Here is a 22,068-nt window from a genome sequence, read left to right on the forward strand (position 1 = left end):
CTTGGAGTTTTGCAGAAAAGGGCGCCATTGTTGTCTTCCCCATCATATGTCGCTGCGGATGTGGCCGACTATCTGCTTTCCCAACTCTTGGGTGAGAATTAATTTCACGCAGCGCCAACAAGTATATTTAACGCATCGAGGCCTGCGTTCAGTCGGCTTTATGTAGATCGCGCATTTTGAAAATCTCCTCTACGGCTGCGTCCATAGCGACGGCCTTGTCTCGGAGGGCTGCGGTAAGCTGTTCCCGTTTCTCCGCTCGATCTTCGACCAACATTTTTCTTAGCTCATCCTCGAAGTCTTCCCTGTTGAAGTACTCATCGATGTTCACGACCACAGCATCTGTCAGTAGCCACGCAGCGGCCCCTCCGACAACACCGCAAACCGCGGCTCCCGGGCCGCTCCAAGAGCACAGGAGCGCGCCGCCACCGGCGCCGGCGATCACACCGCCACCTTTTGCCAAGCCCTTGGCAGAGGCTTTAGCTGCAACCTTCGCCGCAAGCTTTTTGGCAATAGTTGCCGAAACCAGTTTGAGCGAACCGCTTCCCACGATTCCGGCTGCAACTGTCGCAAGTGGCAAAGTTGTGTGAGCTCTGGAAATCGCATCTTGCAAGACAGCGTCGGTGACCTCGCCCAAAAGAGGTGTTGCTCCCCCGGGTGACACTTGCTGCGCTACCTGCTTCTCTAAGATGCGCTGATACTCCTCAACGTACCGTTTATTGAGTTTAGCAGCGGCTTCTGTCAGTCGATTTTCGAAGCCGTCAAACAACCGCTCGTGTATGGCATCGCTCATTTGGCCTGTAGCTGCTGCCGTAAGCTCTATGTACTCTCCCAGAACTGAATAATGAAAATCTGCATATGCCGGAATGGCGGCGTATGCAGGAGCATAAACGGCATCGAGATGCGCATCGATATCCGGGGCAACCGCTTTCTGCGCCGAAATTGCAGTATCGCTCAAAATTCTCGCAAGTGTTGTTGGTTCAATTTCGACCGAATGCTGGGGAGAAGAGTTCGTTGTTTGAAAACTGCTCGCAACAGTCAAAGCGAGCGTCGCAACAGCCAGCAAGGCGACAGTCGCCCAGAAGAAACGCGATGCAATCACGTTTTTTGCGTTCACATCGGAAGTTGTTTCAGTCGGGTTAGGAGGTGATGTTTCGGTCATCAATCCCCCCTTTCTCAACCGAGACAAACGACATCAAGACAGCACTCGTTCGTGCGGCAAAAACGCTGATTAGAGCTGCATCAATACTGTACCAAAATGAAAACCATTTGGGCGTGCCTGTCTGAACTACAAACCATAGCTTGCCGTATTCGAGCGCATATAAAGGTGCCATAATCTCCGCAACCCATCCTCCACGCTCCGGCATTTGTTCCAGTCCGAGTTCTAGGGCTTGCTCCAAGCCTACGGTGCGGATCTCTCCAGAATGAGCCGCGAAGTTCCAGTCAGCCCACGCAAGTACGGGTATGAAAAAGCCAGCAACAACGAGTGTTCCTGTCGACAGCGCAGTCATTCGAGCGAACGGAGGAGTGAGATGATCAAGAAATTTGCGTTCGGAAAACGAAAATACGAGAGCCGCGGAAAAGCACAATAAAGCAAGCAGCAGCAATTCAGGATACGTGGATGAGATCACATGCCATGCCAAAAGGGGAACCGCTAATACTGTGAACGTTGCTGCACCTAGAATTGCACGAAGCTTTCCTGTGACCAGCCACGCCAATGGCGACCCACCCTTGACTGCCACCGTAATACTTGCACGAAAGACCGCAGCACTGGCCCAAAACAAACCAGTAAAAAGTAGTGCTGCAAGGGGCCCCAGCGCGAGCAAGCCCCAATCGGTCAAGGTGTACAATCTTGCCCAAAGATACAATGAACAGGTCACTACCAACATGACTCCGAATGCGTTTGTTGCCTTGCTAGTCATTCGTCCTCGCGTGTAACTTGCTAGTCTTGGGCAAGTGCTTCAACGTTGCATTGGAACGCTTGTGAGCAGCACTTTGATCTTTGCACGGTGAACGGGCTCCGACACTCAGCAGTTGAGGGACCTAACCCGGATCGCTCCCATCACGAGTAACCTCCACGAATTGACTTCGGACCATGGGTGTAGAACAAGTCGACATTTTCAAATTCTAGGCCCGCTAGTATGTTTTGCGCATGATCATAGTCATACTCATAGATGTGTGGGGAAGCCGCATACCCTGAAAGGTTCCCGACTTTGCAAGAAAGCGTTGAGGCCATTCTTGCTTGCAGATCGGCTAGTGCCACCAAGTTCGCATATTGTCTTCCGACTACATTTTGGCTTCGAAAGAAAAAATGCAGGTCAAGGAAGCCCTTTCGTAGTTTTGCATCTAAACATACCAAGCAGGGAAGGTTTGGTGAGCCATCACCCTCCGAAAGTAGAGAAATGGTTGCTGATTTTGTCTCCGGTTTCCGGCGTATTCTTTCGACCATCCATGCGAACTGGTCGACACCATTTTTGGAGTAGATCAATTCACCGTACGTAAATGGTCGGTCACTCATCTTAGTTCCTATTGCGAACTTTTTCATCATCCGTGCCAGCACTTGGGGATCGCCCCAACGCTCGATGATCGGGTCTTCAACCCTCGGCTCTGAAATCGTAAGAGAAAATCCTTGGCGCAATTCTAGCAATTGAACATCCTCGTCGAAGTGGATCTCCCCACCTTCCTGAACGGCGCGGATGGATTTTTTCCAGGCTTCCCCAAGCGTTTGCGCACAAACAGAATACACCATCGACTTCCTCCTAAAGGACCGGCCCCAAAAGTGGGGGGTTGCTTGCCAAGAACTCGAAGTAGTTTTTGTTTTCAACTTGAGAGAAGGCATCATTCTCAAGAAGGTTTAGATGCCGAAGCTGGCCGTCCTCACCCCTTGCCGCAATCGTTAGGCCAGCCGTAAAGAACCCAACGGTAGAGAGAGTGGCACCGAACTCCAATGCAATCCTTTGCGCTCTTTCAAGGTTCTCTTTGGGAATCGCGTACAAAAACTGCCAGTCTCCGTTGGCTGAAATCAAACTTTCACGGTTTATTTCCATGCTCGACTTGGCAAAACGCCGAACGTCTTCCGCCACCGGGACGTCGTTGACGTCAAGCGATGCGCCAAGTCGGTTAAGCTTGCACAAATCAAATATGGCGCTCGGGAGACCATCACTGATATCCGTGCCAGCTCGTGCAACTCCAGACCGTGACAAAGCCAGGCCTAACTCGATTGGTGGATGCTGGTTCACTAAGGCGTCTTTAAGTCGCGCTTGTAAAAATGCAGGTATTTCAGTGCCAGTTTGATAAGCGCGAGCAGCCGTAAACATGGTGCCCAATTGTCCGGTCACGACTAGCAAATCCCCGGCCTTTGCTCCTGATCTGGAAAGGCGTTGAGAACGCTTGACCTTACCCATTACAGTCACGACAATCGCAATACTTGCGTTTTTCTTGGTATCCCCGGAAGCAATTGCGATACCCCACCTGTCGGCAGCGCTTTCCACACCATCCATGAGGCGCTTGGCGTATCCAAGCGTCGTTTCTTGAGGCAACAGCAGGCAAACCGTCAATAGATAGGGATCACCGCCTGCCACGGCGACGTCGCTGACAGCATGTGAAACTGCTAAATCTCCCACTGCTTCAGGCCCTGCCAAACCAAGCTTATATGCCAGGTTCTCGCCACTGCGGTCAGTGTTTAGTACGGCAACCTCATCTCTTGATAGGGCCAGATCGGCGAAGCCAGCATCGTGCCCAACTCCGTCCAATAGAACGCCGTTTGGGCGCAGGCGAGTGATCAGCTCTCGTACGACCTGCTTCTCGCCAAGTTCAGCGAGAGTTGCGCAATCCTTAGACATCTTTCTGTCCTTCCTTGGCTTGCGAATATCTGCTCAAATATGTTTCGGCATCGAATTCCACATCCCTTAAAGCCACGGCAGCGCCGTCCTGGAGAACGGGTTCACTCTGCATGAAACTAGAACCCTCTCTCTGGTAGAACCGCCCTTCCGGATTCAGCATAAGATACGACCGATGCATATGTTCGTTGTCCTCCGGAACAACCTGACCGGCAACCCCCTTGTGCCTTTCGAGAAATTTTTTGTATTGAGAATCCGTTATTTGGCGCCCTTCAGCGCCGTGAATCGGTATCACTCTTAACGCTTTCCAACGGTCGGGCTTCAGCTCCCCAAGCGGCCCAGTAAGATCTTCTCGCACATTCTCACGGCAAACCACAGTATTCACCTTGATCATCGTCTCAGGAGACACCTCCCTGAACATTGAAAAAATGCGATGAAACCGCTCCAAGCTTACTTGCTGACGCTTGTTGTCTATTCTGCCGATGTCGTCATTAACTTTGCGCGAGAAACTATCGATGCTAAAACCAGCGACAGAAATTCTCTTTCCGAATTTGGATATGAAATCATCGGTTATGAGCGAACCATTACTGATGAACGAGGGCCGGAGTCCGAGATCCGAGGCCAGCTCAATGGCCTGACCAAGGTCTTTAACAAGAAATGGCTCTCCTCCCGCAAAGTTTACTCTGATCGATTTAGGGAGAACGGGTCCAGATTTAAGCTTCAGAACACGCCCTTTAAGCAAACTCAGCTCCAATAGAACGTTCTTATAGATGTGCTGAAAGCTAGGCTTCTGGCGATATTTTGCGTAGCAAAAGTAGCAGTTAAAGTTACATGCTTCGAGTACGTGCCAGTTTATCGTCAACTCGGGAATAGTTAGCATGTTTGCTCACCTCGCTTAGAACAGTGTCGGTTCTCCGAAAACCTGATCCCGTTTCCACAGAGCGTGGGACGCCATAACTCGAATAGAGCACGCGCCTCGGATACCGATGAGGACGGAGCACCGAAATTAGAGATTTGGTTCATGTTAAGTTTCGAAGTTGAACACTGCGCTTTGCATCAACATAAAGGTGAGTTGCGCAGGATTGCCTCCCTACATCATGACGCCGCACCGATACAAGCATGGATGTCCAGCTTGCACCAAAACAGTGGTATCACGCTGGGAGGTGCGATAAAATTGCAACATCTTCACGATGTAGGCGTCTGAGCCCCTCGCCATTATCGCACTCGTCCGTGCGTTACAGCAAAGCTCCATGTTTCGCGCCGGCCGTTGTAACTTGGCGCAATGGCGACATCCAATGCTACACCCCGCGAAATCATAGTATTTCCACCGGTACGAATGTCAGACAGGCGGAAGTGTAGATCACCGTCAAAGTCAGGATGCGTGGCAAAACCGAAGTTTTTCTCGGTGTTCACCTTTTTGACAGTCACAATCCATCGCCGGTCTCGTAGTTCTTCTCGCATCCGTCTGCGAAAAGTCTCATCGGACAACTGATCATTGATGTATGTAAAGCGGTTCTTTCCCGCTTTTGCATACCTTCCACGACTACCAGCGTCGCTCCTCACTGGCCCTGCCAAATCCGTTGGAATATCCTCATACGCAAGCAGGCCAGAGGAGACCGCGTCGCTCAGTCGGCTAACTTTTTGAGCTTCCCGCAGTTTTTTGTCTAGCCAAAGGTCAACCACCAAGCGTTTACGATCTTGCTCAGTAAGATCTTCCCGACAAACCACTTTTTCTTTCGCGAGCCGTAACGCGTTCATCATCGACATCCGCTCAATGATCGACCTCAGTCGATGCCCATCCTCACGCATCATTTTGGCGGTGACCACTCTTTCTCGCACCAAGATGCTCAACAACCTTAGTGAAAGCGTTCTCTCGTCAGCGATTTTTCTCAACTCGGTCGGATAAAGTTGAAGCATCCTCGGGACAAGCTCCCGCCCTTTCTCTTTTTCAGCGGCAAGAACGCCTATCAAATCCAGTTCTCGCTGTGCTCCATTCGACCGCGCGACCGCGCGAGCCCAAGAGGTCAGAAATCTTTCCGCGCTGATCTTTTTTTGTCTTCGCAGCGCGCACAATTCCGATGCCGTGGCTGTTGAAAGCACGCTTGAAAGGGTCGGTGTTGGGGACACCCCATGTAGAAGTCGAAGGGCGTCACTCAAGTCTTTGGCGTCCCAATCACCTCCAGCCAGTGCTGCGGGCAACAATTCTATCCACGGGAAAAGGCCAGGGCTCATTGTCTTCTTGAGCCGGTCCAGCCTTGACCTGCCTGCTTTGTGAGATTGCCCCGCATACCAAAATGCGCCGCTGCGTAATGTGGATTCCAAGTACAGTGGGAGCGGGTATTTGGGTGGCGTTCTGGCTAATATGGAGGCTTCCCGTTCCTCACTGGAAGCATCCAAATCAAGCAGAATTTTTACGACGCCATGTGTCCAGAGATTTCCTTCAAGGCCGACTGGCAGACTTTGCCAGGAGCCTCGCAAGGAGACTGCTGTGATTAGCGGATCCACCTCCAATGCCGCATCGACAAATGTGCTCGAAAGCTTGTCAGTGAGCTCAAAAGTGAAAGCAATTGGCAGTGACCAAGTCCCTGACTTGTGCGCCGCATTCCCGATTATGGCTTGAACATCGATATCTTCGTGGCGAGCGGCCAGGTACTCCGCGCAAAGATACTCTTGTACAGTTTCGTGCCAAAAACTGATCGTATTTCTTACTTCGTCGTAGACTAGAATTGGGCCCTGTGTGGCCCAATCTATAAAGCGGTCCACTTCCCTACCAAAGGATCGTTTCAATACATTTCGGACTTGATCTCTAGAGTAGATCCGCGCGCCAGACTGTCGGATCTGGAAGGCAAGTTCAGCCAAAGCTTGGAGTGTTTCCTCCTTACCCCAAGACAATTCATCGAGCTCTTGAACGATTTTGTACTCTTCACGCCGGCGCCACGTTTCCAGGAAACGCCTAAAAAGCGCTGCTCGTCCCTTCGGTATATCCTTCGTCTCACGCGCAACTTCAGCGACGATTCTGAGGAGAATAGGGCTGCCAGCGATGCTTGCAGCCGCTGGTTGCTCGTACAACTTCCTCAGTATTTCTTCGGCATGTGCACCTTGATGCAAGTAGTGGCGAAGGAACTCCAATTGCTCCGACCGGCTCAACGGTCTGACTTCGAACCTAGGGAGTGTGATCTGCGATGGGATATTCGTAGACCGAGTGGAAACAAAAGCTCGTGCCTTTGGGTACTCGGCGAGTAAGTTGGCAATTTCAGATGCGCATCTGTCTTGGAGTGCATCCGGGCATTCATTGAACCCATCAAGAAGAAGCGTCACTGAACCTGAAGCTATTTGCGGAACAAGATCTTCCCAATCAAGTCCACAGCTGGTCTGAAGTAGATTAGATAGCCCACCGCCGTCATAACCTGCGAGCGACGCAATTAGTGGCCAAACTCGACCTGAGTTCCAGTTTTCAGTTTCTTTGAGCATTAGCTGCAAGAAGCAGGCAGTTTTTCCTGATCCAGCATCACCGACTAAGATCGCCTGTTGCTTTTTTCTCATCAGATCAACAACCGGACCACATTCCAGGTCACCAATTGACTTCGGTTGTTGATTATCGAATGAGCCGTGCTTTGGCTTGCGGCCGTCGTTTAGCCACCCCTCATGCTGGTCGCGAAACGGCTTTGGACGTGTCTTTTTCGGTTTTGACCGCAATCCTGGCAATCCCTCTGCCCATAGCTGAATAAATTGAGATGCGGACGAGTGCTGGGTTGCCAAGGCACTCAGGTACTGACGGATTTCCGGCTCCAATGCGTCAGTGGGCCTTGCTAAAGGCGCCTTTGACAAGAACCGTTCCCAAGTTGTGCTGACTTCCTGCTCATAGCGATTTCGATGTGCCTCATGAGCTTGTACTGCCGGGATGTTATTCAGGTCGAGTTCGACAACTTTTCCGACTGCTCCGCGTTGACGGACAAACACTTGTTTCTGCTCGAACTGGCTTTTCGCAACGGTCTCAACTTCGACGTACCCAATCCCTCGAGGAACAGCGTCCACAAAAATCGCTAAAACCGAGTGTTCACCATAGGTAAACTCGTCTAACTCGATTGATCTTTCCAGCAGGTGAAGATTTGACAACTTAAGTGTCTTGTCGCCGCGCACCTTCCAACCGTTCTCGCGCAGCAAAACCCTCTGAAGAAAGTCACGTCTAAAGGCTTCAGCACCCTTCTTGGTTCTGACATTACCGGGGTCGCTGGCTTCGATCCCAACTGGCTTACCGTCATCCGTTAGGCCCAATAGAACGACACCGCCTATTGAATTCGCCAATTCGACAACGGCCTTCGCAACATGCCAGCGGTAATCCCCAAGGGTGTATCCACTCTTCACCGCCCCGCCTTTGGGCTCCGTCGCAGCTTTCAACTCTAGCCATTCCAGCTCTTCTCTGTCCGCCAGTGTTAAAAGCTTGTTCAAACCGCCTAGCGGATGTTTAAGAATGCGACGCGCTAGGTCAGAAGCGGTTTTTGGTTTACTGCCCATGTTCTCGAGGTCCATCCCAATCGCTTCAGGTGATTTGTGTCTTTCAAGAGTCGCCGGCTCGCTAAATGTACACACTCAATGGAAATTGAATGGCAAACAATTTCCAAGATGCTTCAGAAGATTTGAATGGCTCAATGGAGATCTTGTGTTTTCTTCTGCAAACGCCCTTAGGGCGGAGTGCGGCGCGCGAGGCAACCGTTTCTCTAAGTATGCGCGCTGTTCCTGGCTCGGTGAGTCAACGCCCATCTCAAGGCCGAGTATGTTTGCTAAAGTTCGCAGAACCTCCGACAACCATTCCAAGGTTGGTCCATGCTCGGCCTCTTCGCAAGCCGCAATGGCATCCTTCATCAAGCTCAACGCCAAGTCCGGGCGATTTTCCATCTGAAAAAGCCAAGCTCGATAGGCAAGAATAAGAGGCCACGGATGGTCCGCGCCAACCTGCCATAGCGCGCTTTGACTTAGATATTCCTTACGTTCTTCAGAGAGCTCGCGAGGAAAAGAAACCAAAGACCGAAGCCACAAATGCTGGTCAAAGCGACCATCTTGACCGCTTTGCGCAAGGCGCTCACCATTTCGTTCCGACTGTGCATTGTCGAGATGTTCCCGCAAACCTGAAATGAACCGCTGCACCGACGTGGAAGCCTCCTGATCGGTCGACAAAACGCTGACTGAATCCATTTCCGCGACCAATCGATACCTGGAGGTTTGCAGAACTTCGATCTGCGCTTGAGACCCATCGCTCAACCGCGAGAAATACTCCAATGCCTGATCGAAGTGTCCCAAAGCCTCGTCTGCTTGCCCTTCAAAGGCTTCCAATTGCCCCAGTGTGGATAGGAGCTTTCCGTAATTTCTTAGACCGGCAACGGCAACTGGTTGCGCCAACCAGCCTTTAAGACTGTCTTTCAATGCTCCAAATTCAAAAAAGTTGGTCGACATACTGGCCATGCGCAAGACCGCTTCACAAGCTAACTGGGGCTCTTCGTCTCTCAAGCCCTCGCTCAGACTCAAACACTCTTTGAAAATTTGAATATCAAAATCGCCCCTGTGGTTGCCGAGCGCGAGTTTGCTACTCAATAGCTGGAGTTTCAGAACATCTGGAAGCGATTGATTGGCCGTCGAATATTGTTGAAGCCACCCAATCGCATGGCCTAACTCTGAAAGCTTGTATTGCTTTCTTTGAAGTCGGCTTTGAACCTCATTTAAGTACAGAGTCCATTGGTGTGGATACTGTTTTAACTTGAGTCCGAGGCGATCAAGTTCACGATTCAGAAATCCCTGAGCTGGATCACTTTCGGCAGCGGAGCATAGCAGATACCAGTTCTCCGCAGCCAAAGGCCCTCGGTCCCGCAATGCCAAGAAAAGATGGTGAAGGCTGCTTTCTTTCGTTTCAACGAGACAGTGGCCAAGAAGCGATGACTTCCTCAACCGATCTTTGTTTGGACTTCCCCAGGTGTTCGCAATTGCGTCCACATAACCATTCATGGAATGATTTTTGTCCATGAACTCCAAGGTCAACTCCAGACCCGAAAACCTTGCGGGGTCGAGCGCACGGCATTCGCTCTCGATTTCACGGCTACTATAGAGCAAGTTCTCGCTTTGTCGGTCACTACCACGCTGTTCAATCAAAACTTGAACTTTGCAGCTACCTTCGGAAATTGGAACAGGTAGTTGAAGCAGAACCCACCGAACCAGATGCAGAACATGGCCCAACCAGTCCACGTGTTGCGCGCTCCTGTTGTTAACGCTGAAACCAAAGATTCCAACAGGAGCATCTAAAAGCCGCTGTAGGATCTCGTCTATCTGTTCTGATGGGGCCTCGGCAGCATGAAAGAAATCCAAGGGAGACAATTTTACATTCGAGGGAACCGCTAAGGCGACCAGTCTGCCAACGTCTTTGTTCGCGTCGTTCAGCTCACTCGCACTCTCGTCAAAGATTCTTCCACTTTCATCAATGTAGATCGTCCAGTTCAAAGCTGGGTTTTGCCGACGCAAGTCATTTGGATGCCCGCCGTCCACCAATTGAGCTCTGACATTGGAGGTTTGAGAACCGCGAGGTCTACGGGCACGCTGCAAATTCTGGTAATCAATGAGATCCGCGAGTTTTTTGTTCAGGTGGCGCATGATCTTTTTGTCCGGCGACTGCTGTTCAACCGACTCGAGCCACCGCTCAGACTCGTTCTTGCCGCGTTGCTTGAAGATGTTTCCAAGTTGGCTTCCCAACTCAAAAGCCTGTTTGCCAGTTTCCATGGCCTCTAGGACTTTCTGCCCCGTACCTTGGCCTAGAATGCCTTTGTCAACGGCATTCCTTAGCTCTCTCAGTTCGCGGTCGTTCTCAGTCGTTTTACCCCAAGCCGAATTTCGAAAAGCAATCCAAAGCTGATCCCTTGTAGTCTTGTTTTTGGCCACACTTCACTTCCTACTTTGGGAATATTGATGCGTTCAATATCAACCCGTCCCCGTACGTGTTGTCTAGGGCGGAAGCTTGGCCGAACTGACGTTTATTGGCTTTTTGTTGGTCTGCCCGGGCGGGTCTTCTTTCAACACTCCTCGACAAGACCAGATGTCGGACGTTACGTGGTTTGAAAGGTAATCCTTGGCGATCCCCCAGTACGGGCTGTGCTGTTCGCGGTGTCATTTTGCTACCTGACGTATTTGGCCTTGCGCATTGCTTTTGCCGGCGCGCGGCTGACTTTCATTGAACACGCAAAGCAGATGCACGCTGATCTGGTGAGGCTTGGGCATGATGGCTCTTACGGGCGCGTGACGGCCTTTGCTCGAGCATGGCGCGAGGACTGGCATAGGGCAGAACAGACGACGGGACGTGGCACTTACGTGCCCCTGGCAGCCCTCAATAAAACTCGCCTGAAAGGACGTCGCGGTCAGCGAGACATGCGCGTCCAGCGGCGGATGCAGCTCGAACGCCTTCGGCTCGCGTGCGAAGTTTCAAAGGCGGAACAGGGACCATTCCGAGCGCCGCTCCTCGGCCACGGCGAGCTCGTTGCGGCTGATGTGGAAGGGAGTGCGCTCCCAGCCGTTTGTCGTCTTCACCTCGATAAGGCGCGGACGACCGTCCGGCGCCAAGCTGGCGATATCGTAGCCGGCACCATCGCCATCCTCCTCCGACACCCACCGGACCTTGCGCGCAAGATCGTCGCGGCCCGCTGATTTCAGGGCTGCACGTTAGTGCGCCAGGACGCGCTCCTCACCGGCGCGGCCGAGGGCCCGGTTTCGCTCGTCTCTCGCCGCGACATCGAACTTGCGGGCGATGTGCAGCATCTGCTCCAGCTCCTGCGGCGGTGGCTGGTTCGACAGCGTCGGTGCCGGTCCGACCCAGATCTGTGCAGCCTCGCGAAGACCATTGGCTGGCCGAGTGCCAAGCATCCGCCCAAGCCAGGACGGGTTCAGCGCCAGCCAGCGTACCACAGCATCAACCAAGGTTATCTGGAAATTGAACGCTGGCTTGTAGCCGGGGATCCAATCTTCGCCGAGCCCCTTCAACACCGCGCTGATATTCTGATGCTTGAGCTCGATCGAGCCTTCCGTTCGGCTGCGCAATAATGGCATCAAACTGCGTCGGTGCTGGGCCTTGTTGTAGGGACGGCCCGCCATGTCCTCGGCCAGCATCGCGAAGTAATCCGCGACGATCAGGTCGTTTTCTTCATCGGCCCAAGGCCCATTCGACATGCCACCAGGCTATGAGCGGAAAATCTATTTGTCATCAACGACTTCTCGCGAGCGCTCGCATTGTTTCGAAGAACCACGCCGCCTTCGGGTGTCTCTGTTCGCATTGATAGCGGTCGAGCCCGCTTCAACTGCGGCGCAACCTATTTTCGGCAAGCAACTGAAAAGACGAACATTTTCGAATGCGTCTCGATTTGGGTGAAGGGCGGGTGGAAAGAGACGCGTGGCGTTCGGAGACCGATTTCGGGCCAGAGGCCAGTCTCCGAAAGTCGGATGGCGTCGCTAAACCCCTTTGAAACAAAAAGAAAAAAGGCCCACGCTGGGGCCTCGTCTCGGGTTCGCGAATGGTATGTGGCGGAGGGAAAGGGACCCCCGTCGAACCTTCTCTACCCTGCAAGGCATTGAAAACGCTAGCAGGTCCGTTACGTTAAAAGCTCAGATACTGGCTCATCCCCGAGAAGTAGACTTCGCAGTCGGTCAAGTACGCTTACACCATTCGCCACATCAATGCTTGCAGTCTCCAGGATTGTCTCGTGACCGGTTATTCGGTGTCGAGCGTGAACAAGCTCTGTTGCACCCAGCCCCGGATGATGAGGATACAGAAGGGTAAGACGCGGCGCGCGGTAAAGCTGCGCATAGGCCATCATCTGGTAGACATCGCCTTGTGAGACGCCCTGTTTTGGATCGTCGATCCGGGAGGAGATCTTCTTCCACTTGGTGTCAATTACATGAGTTACGGTGCCAGCACGGCGGATCAGGATATCTGGCTTAGTCTGGAAAAGCCCTCGCTCGGTCGATTCTGCGGAAAGGCAGAACAGACGCCCGCCCTGAAGGGAAACCGTCAGGTCCGTCCCAGCCAGCGTCCGAGAAATCAGACGCCCGACATATTCCTCGAACAGTGTGTTCATCTCAAAGAGCAGCGCTGTTCCCTGGCCCGCGCCACCAGTCGTCGTCTGATATCGGCCGTCAAGGAAGAGACGGGCCATGCTCAGAAGCTCCTGCCACCGGCGATTGGTGCGATCAATCAACACGTCATCCCACCGCAATGCCGAGGGCGAAATATCCGCGATGTCCGCATACACAAAAGCCAATTCTCGTAACCACTGTTGATTTCCCGTACTCCGAGACCTCCGAGAGAGGTGCAACACGGCGGCTTTCATGATCCGATTCAACGACGTGTCTTCCGACAAGACGTCAAATCGGCATGCGAGACGGGAAGGATTGACTGCGTGTCGCGTGAACTGGCGTGCTACGTCCAACCTGCCGCGCAAGGCGGAAAGATCGTCCTCTTGCTCGACATAGCGGCGCGGCATTCCTTTCCGGACGGCCTCGGTAAGTTTGTCGCAAAAGATCCGGATCAGGATTTCAAGCAAGGTTTCTCGCTGCCACGCTAATTCTGTTATCGATCCGAGATCGAGTTTCAGATTCAGAGCGACGGCCAGCATGTGGATCAGACGTTTCCTGATCGCCGCATTCTGCTGTTCGACATTCCCTGTCGTCCCTACGTCAATCTTGGGCAGGATCTCGAGACTACAATTCGCGGTGGCCAAGATACCGACGACACCTCTTGCGCGCAGAGCATGCCGTCCATGCTCGAGCACCCCGCTGCCGCCCTTTCCAGCGAAGGGTGAGCGCCTGGCCAAAGCCGCAAGCTGATCCGCGAAATGTGCTGGGATTTGCCCGTCATCGTCACCATAGGCGAGTTTCTCCCATTCGCGAACGGTATAGGATTGCATCAAGCCTCAAACTCCGAAAAGTCGAAGTCTGCCTTCACGTTCCAACGCAATTTGTCACCGTTGATGTCATCTTCGGGCATCCCCTTCGGTGGCTTAAGGCCGGCAGATTCAAGGAAGTGTTCTTTGGCCATTCCCGGTCCGTCACCCAGCACCGCAGCGACCTTGGCCCAATCCTCGTAAAAGTACTCAGCCAACAACGGGATTACCTTGTGGCGCATTACGTCTTCTACGTCCGCCCGACTGTGGCAGCTGGTAAAATAGGCATGTCCTATCTGATGTTCACGATCGAAAAGATATTCGATGCGCTCATTGATCGTTGACAGAAGGGCGCGAAGGTTGATGCCGCCGACGTCCTCAGAAAGAACTGTCGGGTCGGGCATCAACTCCTGAAACATGAAACGACGGCGCAACGCTGTGTCGAGCAGTGCGATAGAGCGATCCGCTGTGTTCATCGTGCCCACGATATGTAGGTTGGGCGGCACCCCAAAGCGCTTCTTGGAATATGGCAGTTGAACACGAACTTCATTCTGCGCGCCTAATCGCTTGTCCTGTTCAAGCAAAGTGATGAGTTCACCGAAAACCTTGGAAATGTTCGCGCGGTTGATCTCGTCGATGATCAGAACATAGTCCCGGCCCTCTTTGCCTTGGAGAGATGTGTCTTCGCCGAAAGAGATCTCTTCAAGCGCGTCCCAGTCGATTAACGACTGGTTCAACTTGTAGACCGAATGTCGCCTGAACCCATTGGGGTAAAATTTGCTGCGATCGGTTCCCTCTTCGCTGCGCCAGAGCCACTCCATTTTGCGCCGGTGAGGGTGATAGGTCGCATCAGGATCGAAGTAATACTCACCAGCAACCCGGCCGAGTGCCTGGATACGATCACGACCATCAGAAACCACTACATAGTCGCCCACTTGCATATCAGCCCTAAAAGAGAAGGTGCAAACGATGTTTCCGTCATGACCACTGGCATCTGGGTTCTTCTTCGACCTCCATTCAGCGAAAATCTCGTTGAATTCGTCAAACCGCTCATCAGACCAATCGATGTCTTCGCCCCAACCAAGATGGATCAGATCGTTATCGAGGCCAAATCGGATCCTTTCATCTTCGACATGTCGTCTGCCAAGAGCTACCTTAAAAACGCGCGCAGAACGGTCTAGGCGTTGCGTTCCGCCGCTTTCGCCCTGATCAAGCCTTGCACGTTCACTGATCCGTTTGAAAATACCCTCATGGCATTTCAGCTGAAAGCCCGTTCCGCCAGCTGTTTCATCAGGACCTTCAAGGTCATCGTCGCCGGTACTCGGCCGCAGGCCCTCGACGAATTCTTCGTATGACAAGGATTGGTGAAAGGTCAGGAACTCTATCCGCCCCTCATTCGCGAGACGCCGATACTCAGCAGTTAATTGGTCTCTATCATCTTTGAGCTCCGCAGCGGCCTCGTCCCCGATACAGAGCCGCACAGCTTCCCATGCCGTCTGATACGTCTTGCCCGTGCCCGGCGGGCCATAGAGGATCAAGTTTACGGCAGAAGGCGAAGCTGCATTGTTTGTGTCGGTCACGGTGTCCGCCTCCGGTTGGGAATTGAGCGTATATGTGAAAACGGTCGAGCTGCTTGGATTCGGTTCGGTACTCGTGGGCGGCGGTACTTGCGCAAGATTCTGGAACTTCTCACCGCCAAGGGCCTGGCAGATGTTCGGGAAGGCGTCCTTAAGCCCCATAGCTGCTGCAAGGTCGCCCGCGCGGATAGAGACCTCCCTGGCTGCCTTTTCCCGGGCAGGTTCGATGAAATAGTTCAGAGCACATAATCTGATCCGGCTGGCACCTTCGATCAGGTGTTCGTAGCGTTCAGGACGATCGATGGGCCGATCTTTTTGGTCAACTATGATGAAACCGGCGTTGTGAAGACGCGCAGCAGCATCCGCCTTCTGTCCCCAACCCCCGTTTAATTTTGTCTTGCCCAGAATGAATCCAATCAGCGGTTTGGTCGGATAGGCACGGTTTTCGCGATCACGCGATGATCGCACCCAATAGTCGCGTGGTTCACCGAAAACACCAAAATTTTCGCTATGAGCCCCCTTGTTGCGGAAACTATCGTACGCGTCCATCGCGGCTTCAATCTGGGCTCGAGATAGTACTCTGCCTTGTGCGAAGCCTTCGGTCTCAGAGATCACAGAAATGAGCCGATCAATGTCCTCTGGACCAGTAACCTTAATGCATAGGCAGTCGTCTTTTTCGAACGATTGTTTCTGACTTAAAGCCACATGGCGTCCGCCGCTTGGCGGCTTGGAAGGATCGTATGGTCTAGGTTCTGGGAAGAAACCAGCCTCCTTCATTGCTTCCGTATGTTTGGAGTGAACAAAGAAGTTTAGCGCCGGTCGGGTCAGCTCCCAAAGAAAAGCCTCATCATCTTCGAGCTTGAAGAAGGCCATTTTCTTAACGGCGTGAACGGGAATTACAGGTGCGTTCTTCAGCTTGGCAAAAATTGCCTTACGATGCGGCGCGGGTGATTGTTCTGTGTCGGCCTCATTTTCCGACACTCTCTTTTCAATGTCGCTCCACATTTAACTCTGATCCCATGCCTTTAGTGCACACAGTGTATTCACCAGCTGCATTTGCTCAACAGTATTACACTTCGCCTCACGCAATCGCGGGGCTCCAAATACCAATGCGAGTCCCTTGGCACGTGAGACCGCGACATTGATGCGATTCAGCGAAAACAAAAACTCCATGCCTCGTGGTGTCTCATCTGCCGACGACGCGGTCATTGACACAAGACAAATAGGTGCTTCCTGCCCCTGAAACTTGTCAACGGTGCCAACACGAATAGCCGCGGGCAGCGCATCACGCAGCGCGTTGACCTGCGCATTGTAAGGAGCAACCACAATGATGTCGGCTTCCCGGAGCGGCCGTGTGGTTCCGTCCTTGTCCGTCCACGTCCCCTTGAGAAGGTCCGCGGCGGCGGCTTTGATTGCCTGAACTTCTTCCAGCGCAATCTGTGCGTTGGATTGATGCTCAACCGGCACCCAATAGGCACCAGAAGATGGAAGTGACGGGCAATCGGCAGACTGGTTTTCGGTATCAGGATGGCTCGACAACCTGCCCTCATACATTTGCTCCGAGATAAATTTACACACCTCAGGATGCATCCGGCGCGTCGTCGCAAGGAAAATACCCCGATCGGCGGGAACAGTCGCGTGCTCGCCGAGCATCCACTGGAGGCAAGACAAGTTCGCAGGCTCCGGATGTGCACCCTGGATTACCTGGGGCAATTGCTGCGGATCGCCCACGAGGACAATGTTGCGCGCAGAACGACCCATCGCGGCCATATTGGCCAGGCCCACCTGCCCTGCTTCATCGACAAAGAGCCAATCGAAAGCTTGAATGTTTTCATCTCGCGCGAAGAAGAAAGCGGTCCCTCCAACAACGTCACCGCCTGTGGCAGCCTCGTCATTGGACTTTGTGCGCCGAACTGCGCTGCCATTTGGATAGCCATCGTTGTCGCTGGAAACTTTGTGCACCAAGTCAGGCATATCTGTTTGAACCCCCTCCTCCACCGCCGAAACGCAGCCCATCAGCACATTGCGAATGGCTTCATGGCTGTTTGACGCCACACCAACGCGATAGCCTTTGCGCACCAATGACAGGATTGCGCGGGCGCTCACATAGGTCTTGCCCGTACCGGGCGGCCCCTGGATTGGCAGGACCGATCCCTCCATGTCATTTACAACTGATATTGTTGCCTCGACCGGGTCTCCCCCGCCAACAAGATCAGGGGGGCGGCCGCTTCGAAGTCGAGGATGGCTACGCGACAGAAGATCGTCCACCGCACTATATACTCGCCCACCGCATTGATCCGCGATCACATCTTGCAACGCCGAAGCGATGACATCGGTTCGCAGAGGCCAGTCCGGATGTAGCGATAGATGATCAGTCAGCAGATCAGCTTTGCCTGGGCCAACCTTGATTTTGATTGTTCGCGCGCTGCGATCAATGGCCTCAATGCCAACAGTCACGGGGGGCGTATCAAAGGCCGGCACGGTGGCTTTTTTACCTCGACGCAATTTGGTTTCTTGCTGTGGAAAGCTGTATTCACGTGCGAATGACCGCTTGATTGGCTCAACCGCTCCAACCGCCACAAGACCACCCAGAGCATCCAGGTCGTCAATCAGGTCATCTTCGTCCTTTGACGCACTTTCAAAGACGGCCCATTGAGCCGGTTTGACCTCGCGTTTGTGGAAACTTCCTAGGTCAAACAACATCGACTGCCGGACTTCGGGTAAACCGCTTTCTGCAAACTGTGCGCGCAATGCAAGCGCCTCGGCGTCCTCTTCGTCTTCTTGCTCTTGTGCATTCGGAGCCAATGCAGGCCAGGGACCAGCAGGACGAATACTCGCAAGCCAATCTCGCAACTCTTCCGTCGAAATGCAGTCGATGCGATTGTATTCCTCAATTTCATCGAGAATTTGCTGCTCCTGCGTTTCACGCCACTGCTCGTAGGCAACGACCGAGCCGCCGGCAGTCGTGACCTCGCCGTCGCGTTTTCGGTCATAAAATGCTTCCATCGACTTGATGGAATAATTGCGCTCGGACCCAATCAGTCCACCGCGAACGACAGCAAACAGGTCGACGAAACGACGTTCTCTCAGGAGGCGGTCCAAGAACGCTTCACCAATCCCGTATTTGGATGTCAGCCGCTTGAGCGCGGTGATTTCATACGGCGCGTAATGATAAATGCGCGCGGTCGGGTATTCTTCAATCCGGGCGCGAAAGAAGTCCAACAAGTCCGAAAGTGCCTGAGCTTCTTCCTTATGATCATGGGCCCAAAACGCCTTGAACGCGCCATCAAACCAAAGCCCATGCAAATATTCGAGCCCCCCCTCGTAATGCGGGTCACCTTCAATGTCATAAAACAGATCGCCAGCCTGCGGCTCCGGAAGAAGGTCAAACCCTTTGCCAGGCTCAGGCGACCGCAGTTCGAAATCTGGCTCACCGGTTTTGCGTGCCTGCTGCAAGCGAGCCTGCGTGATCAAACGGGCCCGTGTGTTTTCCGCCATTCCCCGAACAGGGTGATCGAGCTTCGAAAGGTCTTCCAAGGTTTTGACGCCAGCGGCTTCAAGCTTCTTTACCTGACCACGACTGATATTGGCGACATTGAACAAACTGTCCTCGACCTGCCAAATGCTCTCGCAATGACCGGCCCAACGGCAGAGGCCACAGCTTGCGCAGGGCATGGGGCGCGCTGGTTCAGGAATGGCCACAAAAGCTTCCAGCCGTTCGCGTGCCATACGGGCATAGGCAGCGTAATCCGCCAGCCGCAGCGTCGCGCGCTCGCCATTGCCCAATTCAACATGTGCATATTCAGGTGCCACGCCTTGGATCTCAGCCAAGAGGTCAGAATACAAAACCAGCTGCAGAACATGGCTTGGATGCGGCTTGCGTTTCAACTTCGTGTCGGCGACTTCATAACTGAAATCGCCCAGTTCCGACGGTGTATCCACGCGCTCCAGGAAGTCGGACCAGCCACCCCAATTTCCAGACCAAAACGCTCCTTGGAAAATGACGTCGGCCCCTTGAGCCAGAACCTCACGGGTGCGTTTCGCATCATCGAACAACTCAGTGCGTTCGATTTCCACAACGCTCAATCCTTGCGCCTTCAGTTTTTCCAAGTGCGCCAGCTCATGCGCATCGCCCTGTTGCTGAAGCAAACGAGCATCATCCGTGTCTGCGCGTGGCTCGGGGCCGCCACCATTCATGCGGTCAATATCCAGCACTGTGGAATACGTGCAGCCTAAAAACTTCATAAGATCTGAAGCTGACAGCAAGGTTACTCCATCGGTCTTCCGCATGATTTCTCCCGAAACGCAACTAAATCTGAGATTGCAACCGACCGCGCCCTTAGAGTTTCTAAAAACGCATTCGAATCCGTCTCTTGGTTAAAGACTACGAGTAATAACGCAGAAACACCACATGACGGGCGGGCCTTAAAATGTTGCATAATTAATGAGTTAATCGCGTTTCTATTTCGTTCACGCCAGCTTTTGACACCCTGAAAACCTTGGATTTATTCAAACCGAAGAAGGCAAGAATTCCAAACGCTATGGAACCTTTTTGTGCCCAGAAAGTCCTCAAGGTTCTTTGGTTCGCACTGCCAAAAGTTGTGTGCAGCTACCGCTGACATTCAAACGCTGTTGCGAAAGGCCGATGCAAGCCTTGTTCATCCACTAACATTAACAGATTTCGAACAATCGCTTTTCATCGTCAGCGAGGCTGAAAACGCTTTGATGACCGGATAAACTAGGCATCGCTGTCGAAATCGCACCGCAAAATCGCAGATTTCATCTCAGCCCCGTGGCAGGAATTGCTCATACTGCAAGTAGCCGCATTCCACCTTGGTTCCGACAGACGTCGGCTCTGCCTCGGCCCACAGATCATTTTTCAATACCCAGTCTTCAGCCTTCTTTACCGAAGCGGTTGAGAACAAGGATAAACGAATACTCGGGAACATTTCCGAAAGTGTCCAATTCTCCGCAATGCCCGGGAACATGAAGTGATCTATTCCATTGGTGAACACGCCACATATGCGCGTCACCGGCAGACCTTCTAAAACCCAGGTCTTTTCCAGATCAAAGCAGTCCACAGCCTCACGGCCTATATTCTTCTCTAGGTCCACGAGATCGTTGACCGCGAGGGCCATTATCAACCGAACACTGTCGGGTTCTTGCTGACACTGAAGTTGATCCAATGCAAAACCGTCCACGTTGACTTGAGGCACAGGTCGCAAAGTTATCTCTGCGTGCGCCGGACCCGCAAAAATCAGCCCCAACAAGATTAATGTTTTTAACAACGGTGTCCCTCCTGACATTGCACAATGCCCAACTGCGGCAGCCACGATTCTCTTGCAGATGGCGGAACTTCAGCCATCCAGAATGTGCCAACACAAAGAGTGTTACGGTCAAATTTCGACGGTTTCCACAGCCCAGATCAAAATGGATTCATTTAATTTCAATACCTTAAAACCGTTCTTATTTCGTTCGCGACTCTTTTTGACACCCATGGCGCCCAATTAACAACTCGTAAAGACGGCGGGACTGTGTCTGCACACATCACCCGGCCTGCTGCCCTGAGGAAGAAAGGTTTTGAAAATGAACGATCTGACAATCCATGCGCGTGCAGCGCGCTTTCTACGGTTTGCCGCGATTGGCTGCGCAATTCTGGCAGCCGTCAGTACAACAATTGGTCTGCATGCCTCAGACCCCGCCGCCGGATGGTTCATTCCCGTTCTGACTGGTGTGGTTATCGCCTTTGCGCTTGGTGTGCTCTGGCATGTCCTGATTGAAGCTGCAGAGCGTGTTCGCAGTTCTTTGGGCATCACCGTCATCGTGATTATTGGGGCCTTGGGGGTGGGTTTTGCCCTGATGTCATCTGCCTCAAACATCGCGGCCGCCATGGCCGGCAAGGCGTCGGTTTCCGCGGAGCTGACAGATCGTGTGGATGCCTATTCCAAAGCCTTGTCCCAATCAGCCCTTGCAGCCAAGAGCTTCCAACCTCTTGTCGACATCACCTCGGCAGCCGGGTCGACCATGGAAGGCAAGGCCAACCTGGAAGCCAGTGGCCTGAATGGTACCGGTACAGGCTGTGGCCAGCGATGCGAAACCTATAAAGGCGCGGCGACAAGTTTCCAGACGACAAGCCAACAGTTGCAGGCCCTTTCTGCGGAGGTCGAAACTCTGCGCCTGCAAGGGCTGGAGTATGTGAGTGATCTGCGCACGGCCGCGTCCTCATCCGATCAACTGGCTTTTGGTCGCGCTGCCCAGAACCTCTCGGCCGTGATCGACCAGCTCAACGCGGTTGATCACATGCCTCTGGTCGCGGCCACCGGCATGGTCACAGTGACCAACCTGTCATCCGAACTGACGCCAGAAACATCCAGTCTGCAAAGCAAGGCCAAGGACATCGCCGGCGAACGCGTTTTCGTAGAAGCGCCTGTCTTCGTGCCCTTCTCTGTCGGCGAGGCAACGCGCGCACAGATGTTCGGCGCCGCCCTGCAAGCCTGGATCGCGGCAGCCGCCATCGATGCCCTCCCCTTCGTGTTCATGCTCCTGGTGATGCTCACTGCGCGCGAACCGCTACTGCGCGACTTGCCAAGCCAGTCGACCAAGGAACGAACACCTGAGGCTGAGCGCGTGGCGAAGATCCGTTCTGATGAAGATCACATCGCGCAACGACCTTATCTGGCAGCTGGTGAGTGAGTGGGCTGCCGGATAACGGGGCGGTGACCACTCCACCGCCCCACCCTTCCCTTG

At 53.2% G+C, this 22,068-nt stretch carries 12 protein-coding genes and 1 pseudogene; 1 reads left to right on the forward strand and 12 read right to left on the reverse strand.

The window, feature by feature from the left end; translation table 11 throughout:
• Nucleotides 1-148: 148 nt before the first annotated feature.
• From C8N31_RS19180 to C8N31_RS19235, 12 genes and pseudogenes are all read right to left on the reverse strand, one after another.
• Nucleotides 149-1,159: a hypothetical protein gene (locus tag C8N31_RS19180; protein WP_146173156.1), complete on the reverse strand. Its 1,011-nt coding sequence runs from the start codon at nt 1,157-1,159 to the stop codon at nt 149-151.
• Nucleotides 1,137-1,919, reverse strand: coding sequence for a hypothetical protein (locus C8N31_RS19185; protein WP_025047601.1), 783 nt, complete (start codon nt 1,917-1,919; stop codon nt 1,137-1,139). Before C8N31_RS19185 ends, C8N31_RS19180 begins: the two co-directional genes overlap by 23 nt.
• A 140-nt stretch (nt 1,920-2,059) precedes the next feature.
• Nucleotides 2,060-2,746, reverse strand: coding sequence for a thymidylate synthase (locus C8N31_RS19190; RefSeq protein ID WP_025047600.1), 687 nt, complete (start codon nt 2,744-2,746; stop codon nt 2,060-2,062).
• Between the two features lie 10 nt (nt 2,747-2,756).
• Nucleotides 2,757-3,839 (reverse strand): thiamine-phosphate kinase, encoded by a 1,083-nt coding sequence (locus C8N31_RS19195; protein ID WP_025047599.1) that lies wholly within the window; start codon nt 3,837-3,839, stop codon nt 2,757-2,759.
• On the reverse strand, nt 3,832-4,716 hold the full coding sequence (locus tag C8N31_RS19200) for a viperin family antiviral radical SAM protein (RefSeq protein WP_025047598.1): 885 nt from the start codon (nt 4,714-4,716) through the stop codon (nt 3,832-3,834). Before C8N31_RS19200 ends, C8N31_RS19195 begins: the two co-directional genes overlap by 8 nt.
• Before the next feature lie 335 nt (nt 4,717-5,051).
• Nucleotides 5,052-8,366 (reverse strand): NACHT domain-containing protein, encoded by a 3,315-nt coding sequence (locus tag C8N31_RS19205; protein WP_025047597.1) that lies wholly within the window; start codon nt 8,364-8,366, stop codon nt 5,052-5,054.
• A 60-nt stretch (nt 8,367-8,426) separates the two neighbouring features.
• Nucleotides 8,427-10,757: a hypothetical protein gene (locus C8N31_RS19210; protein ID WP_025047596.1), complete on the reverse strand. Its 2,331-nt coding sequence runs from the start codon at nt 10,755-10,757 to the stop codon at nt 8,427-8,429.
• Between the two features lie 447 nt (nt 10,758-11,204).
• A pseudogene (locus C8N31_RS19215) lies at nt 11,205-12,035 on the reverse strand (protein NO VEIN domain-containing protein); the annotation flags it as partial.
• A 419-nt stretch (nt 12,036-12,454) separates the two neighbouring features.
• Nucleotides 12,455-13,768, reverse strand: coding sequence for an McrC family protein (locus C8N31_RS19220; protein ID WP_025047595.1), 1,314 nt, complete (start codon nt 13,766-13,768; stop codon nt 12,455-12,457).
• Nucleotides 13,768-16,326 carry an AAA family ATPase gene (locus C8N31_RS19225; protein ID WP_025047594.1) on the reverse strand — a complete coding sequence of 853 codons (2,559 nt, stop codon included), beginning with the start codon at nt 16,324-16,326 and terminating at the stop codon, nt 13,768-13,770. The genes C8N31_RS19220 and C8N31_RS19225 overlap by 1 nt, the downstream gene beginning before the upstream one ends.
• On the reverse strand, nt 16,327-19,611 hold the full coding sequence (locus C8N31_RS19230; RefSeq protein ID WP_025047593.1) for a TM0106 family RecB-like putative nuclease: 3,285 nt from the start codon (nt 19,609-19,611) through the stop codon (nt 16,327-16,329). It abuts the gene before it with no gap.
• A gap of 494 nt (nt 19,612-20,105) precedes the next feature.
• Entirely contained in the window at nt 20,106-20,654 is a 549-nt protein-coding gene (locus C8N31_RS19235; RefSeq protein WP_156026886.1) for a hypothetical protein, read from the reverse strand.
• A 253-nt stretch (nt 20,655-20,907) separates the two neighbouring features.
• On the opposite strand from C8N31_RS19235, the gene C8N31_RS19240 reads away from it, so the two are divergent.
• Nucleotides 20,908-22,014 (forward strand): hypothetical protein, encoded by a 1,107-nt coding sequence (locus tag C8N31_RS19240; RefSeq protein ID WP_025047591.1) that lies wholly within the window; start codon nt 20,908-20,910, stop codon nt 22,012-22,014.
• Nucleotides 22,015-22,068: the final 54 nt, after the last annotated feature.

It is taken from the genome of Sulfitobacter mediterraneus (genome assembly GCF_003054325.1).
GTDB lineage: Bacteria > Pseudomonadota > Alphaproteobacteria > Rhodobacterales > Rhodobacteraceae > Sulfitobacter > Sulfitobacter mediterraneus.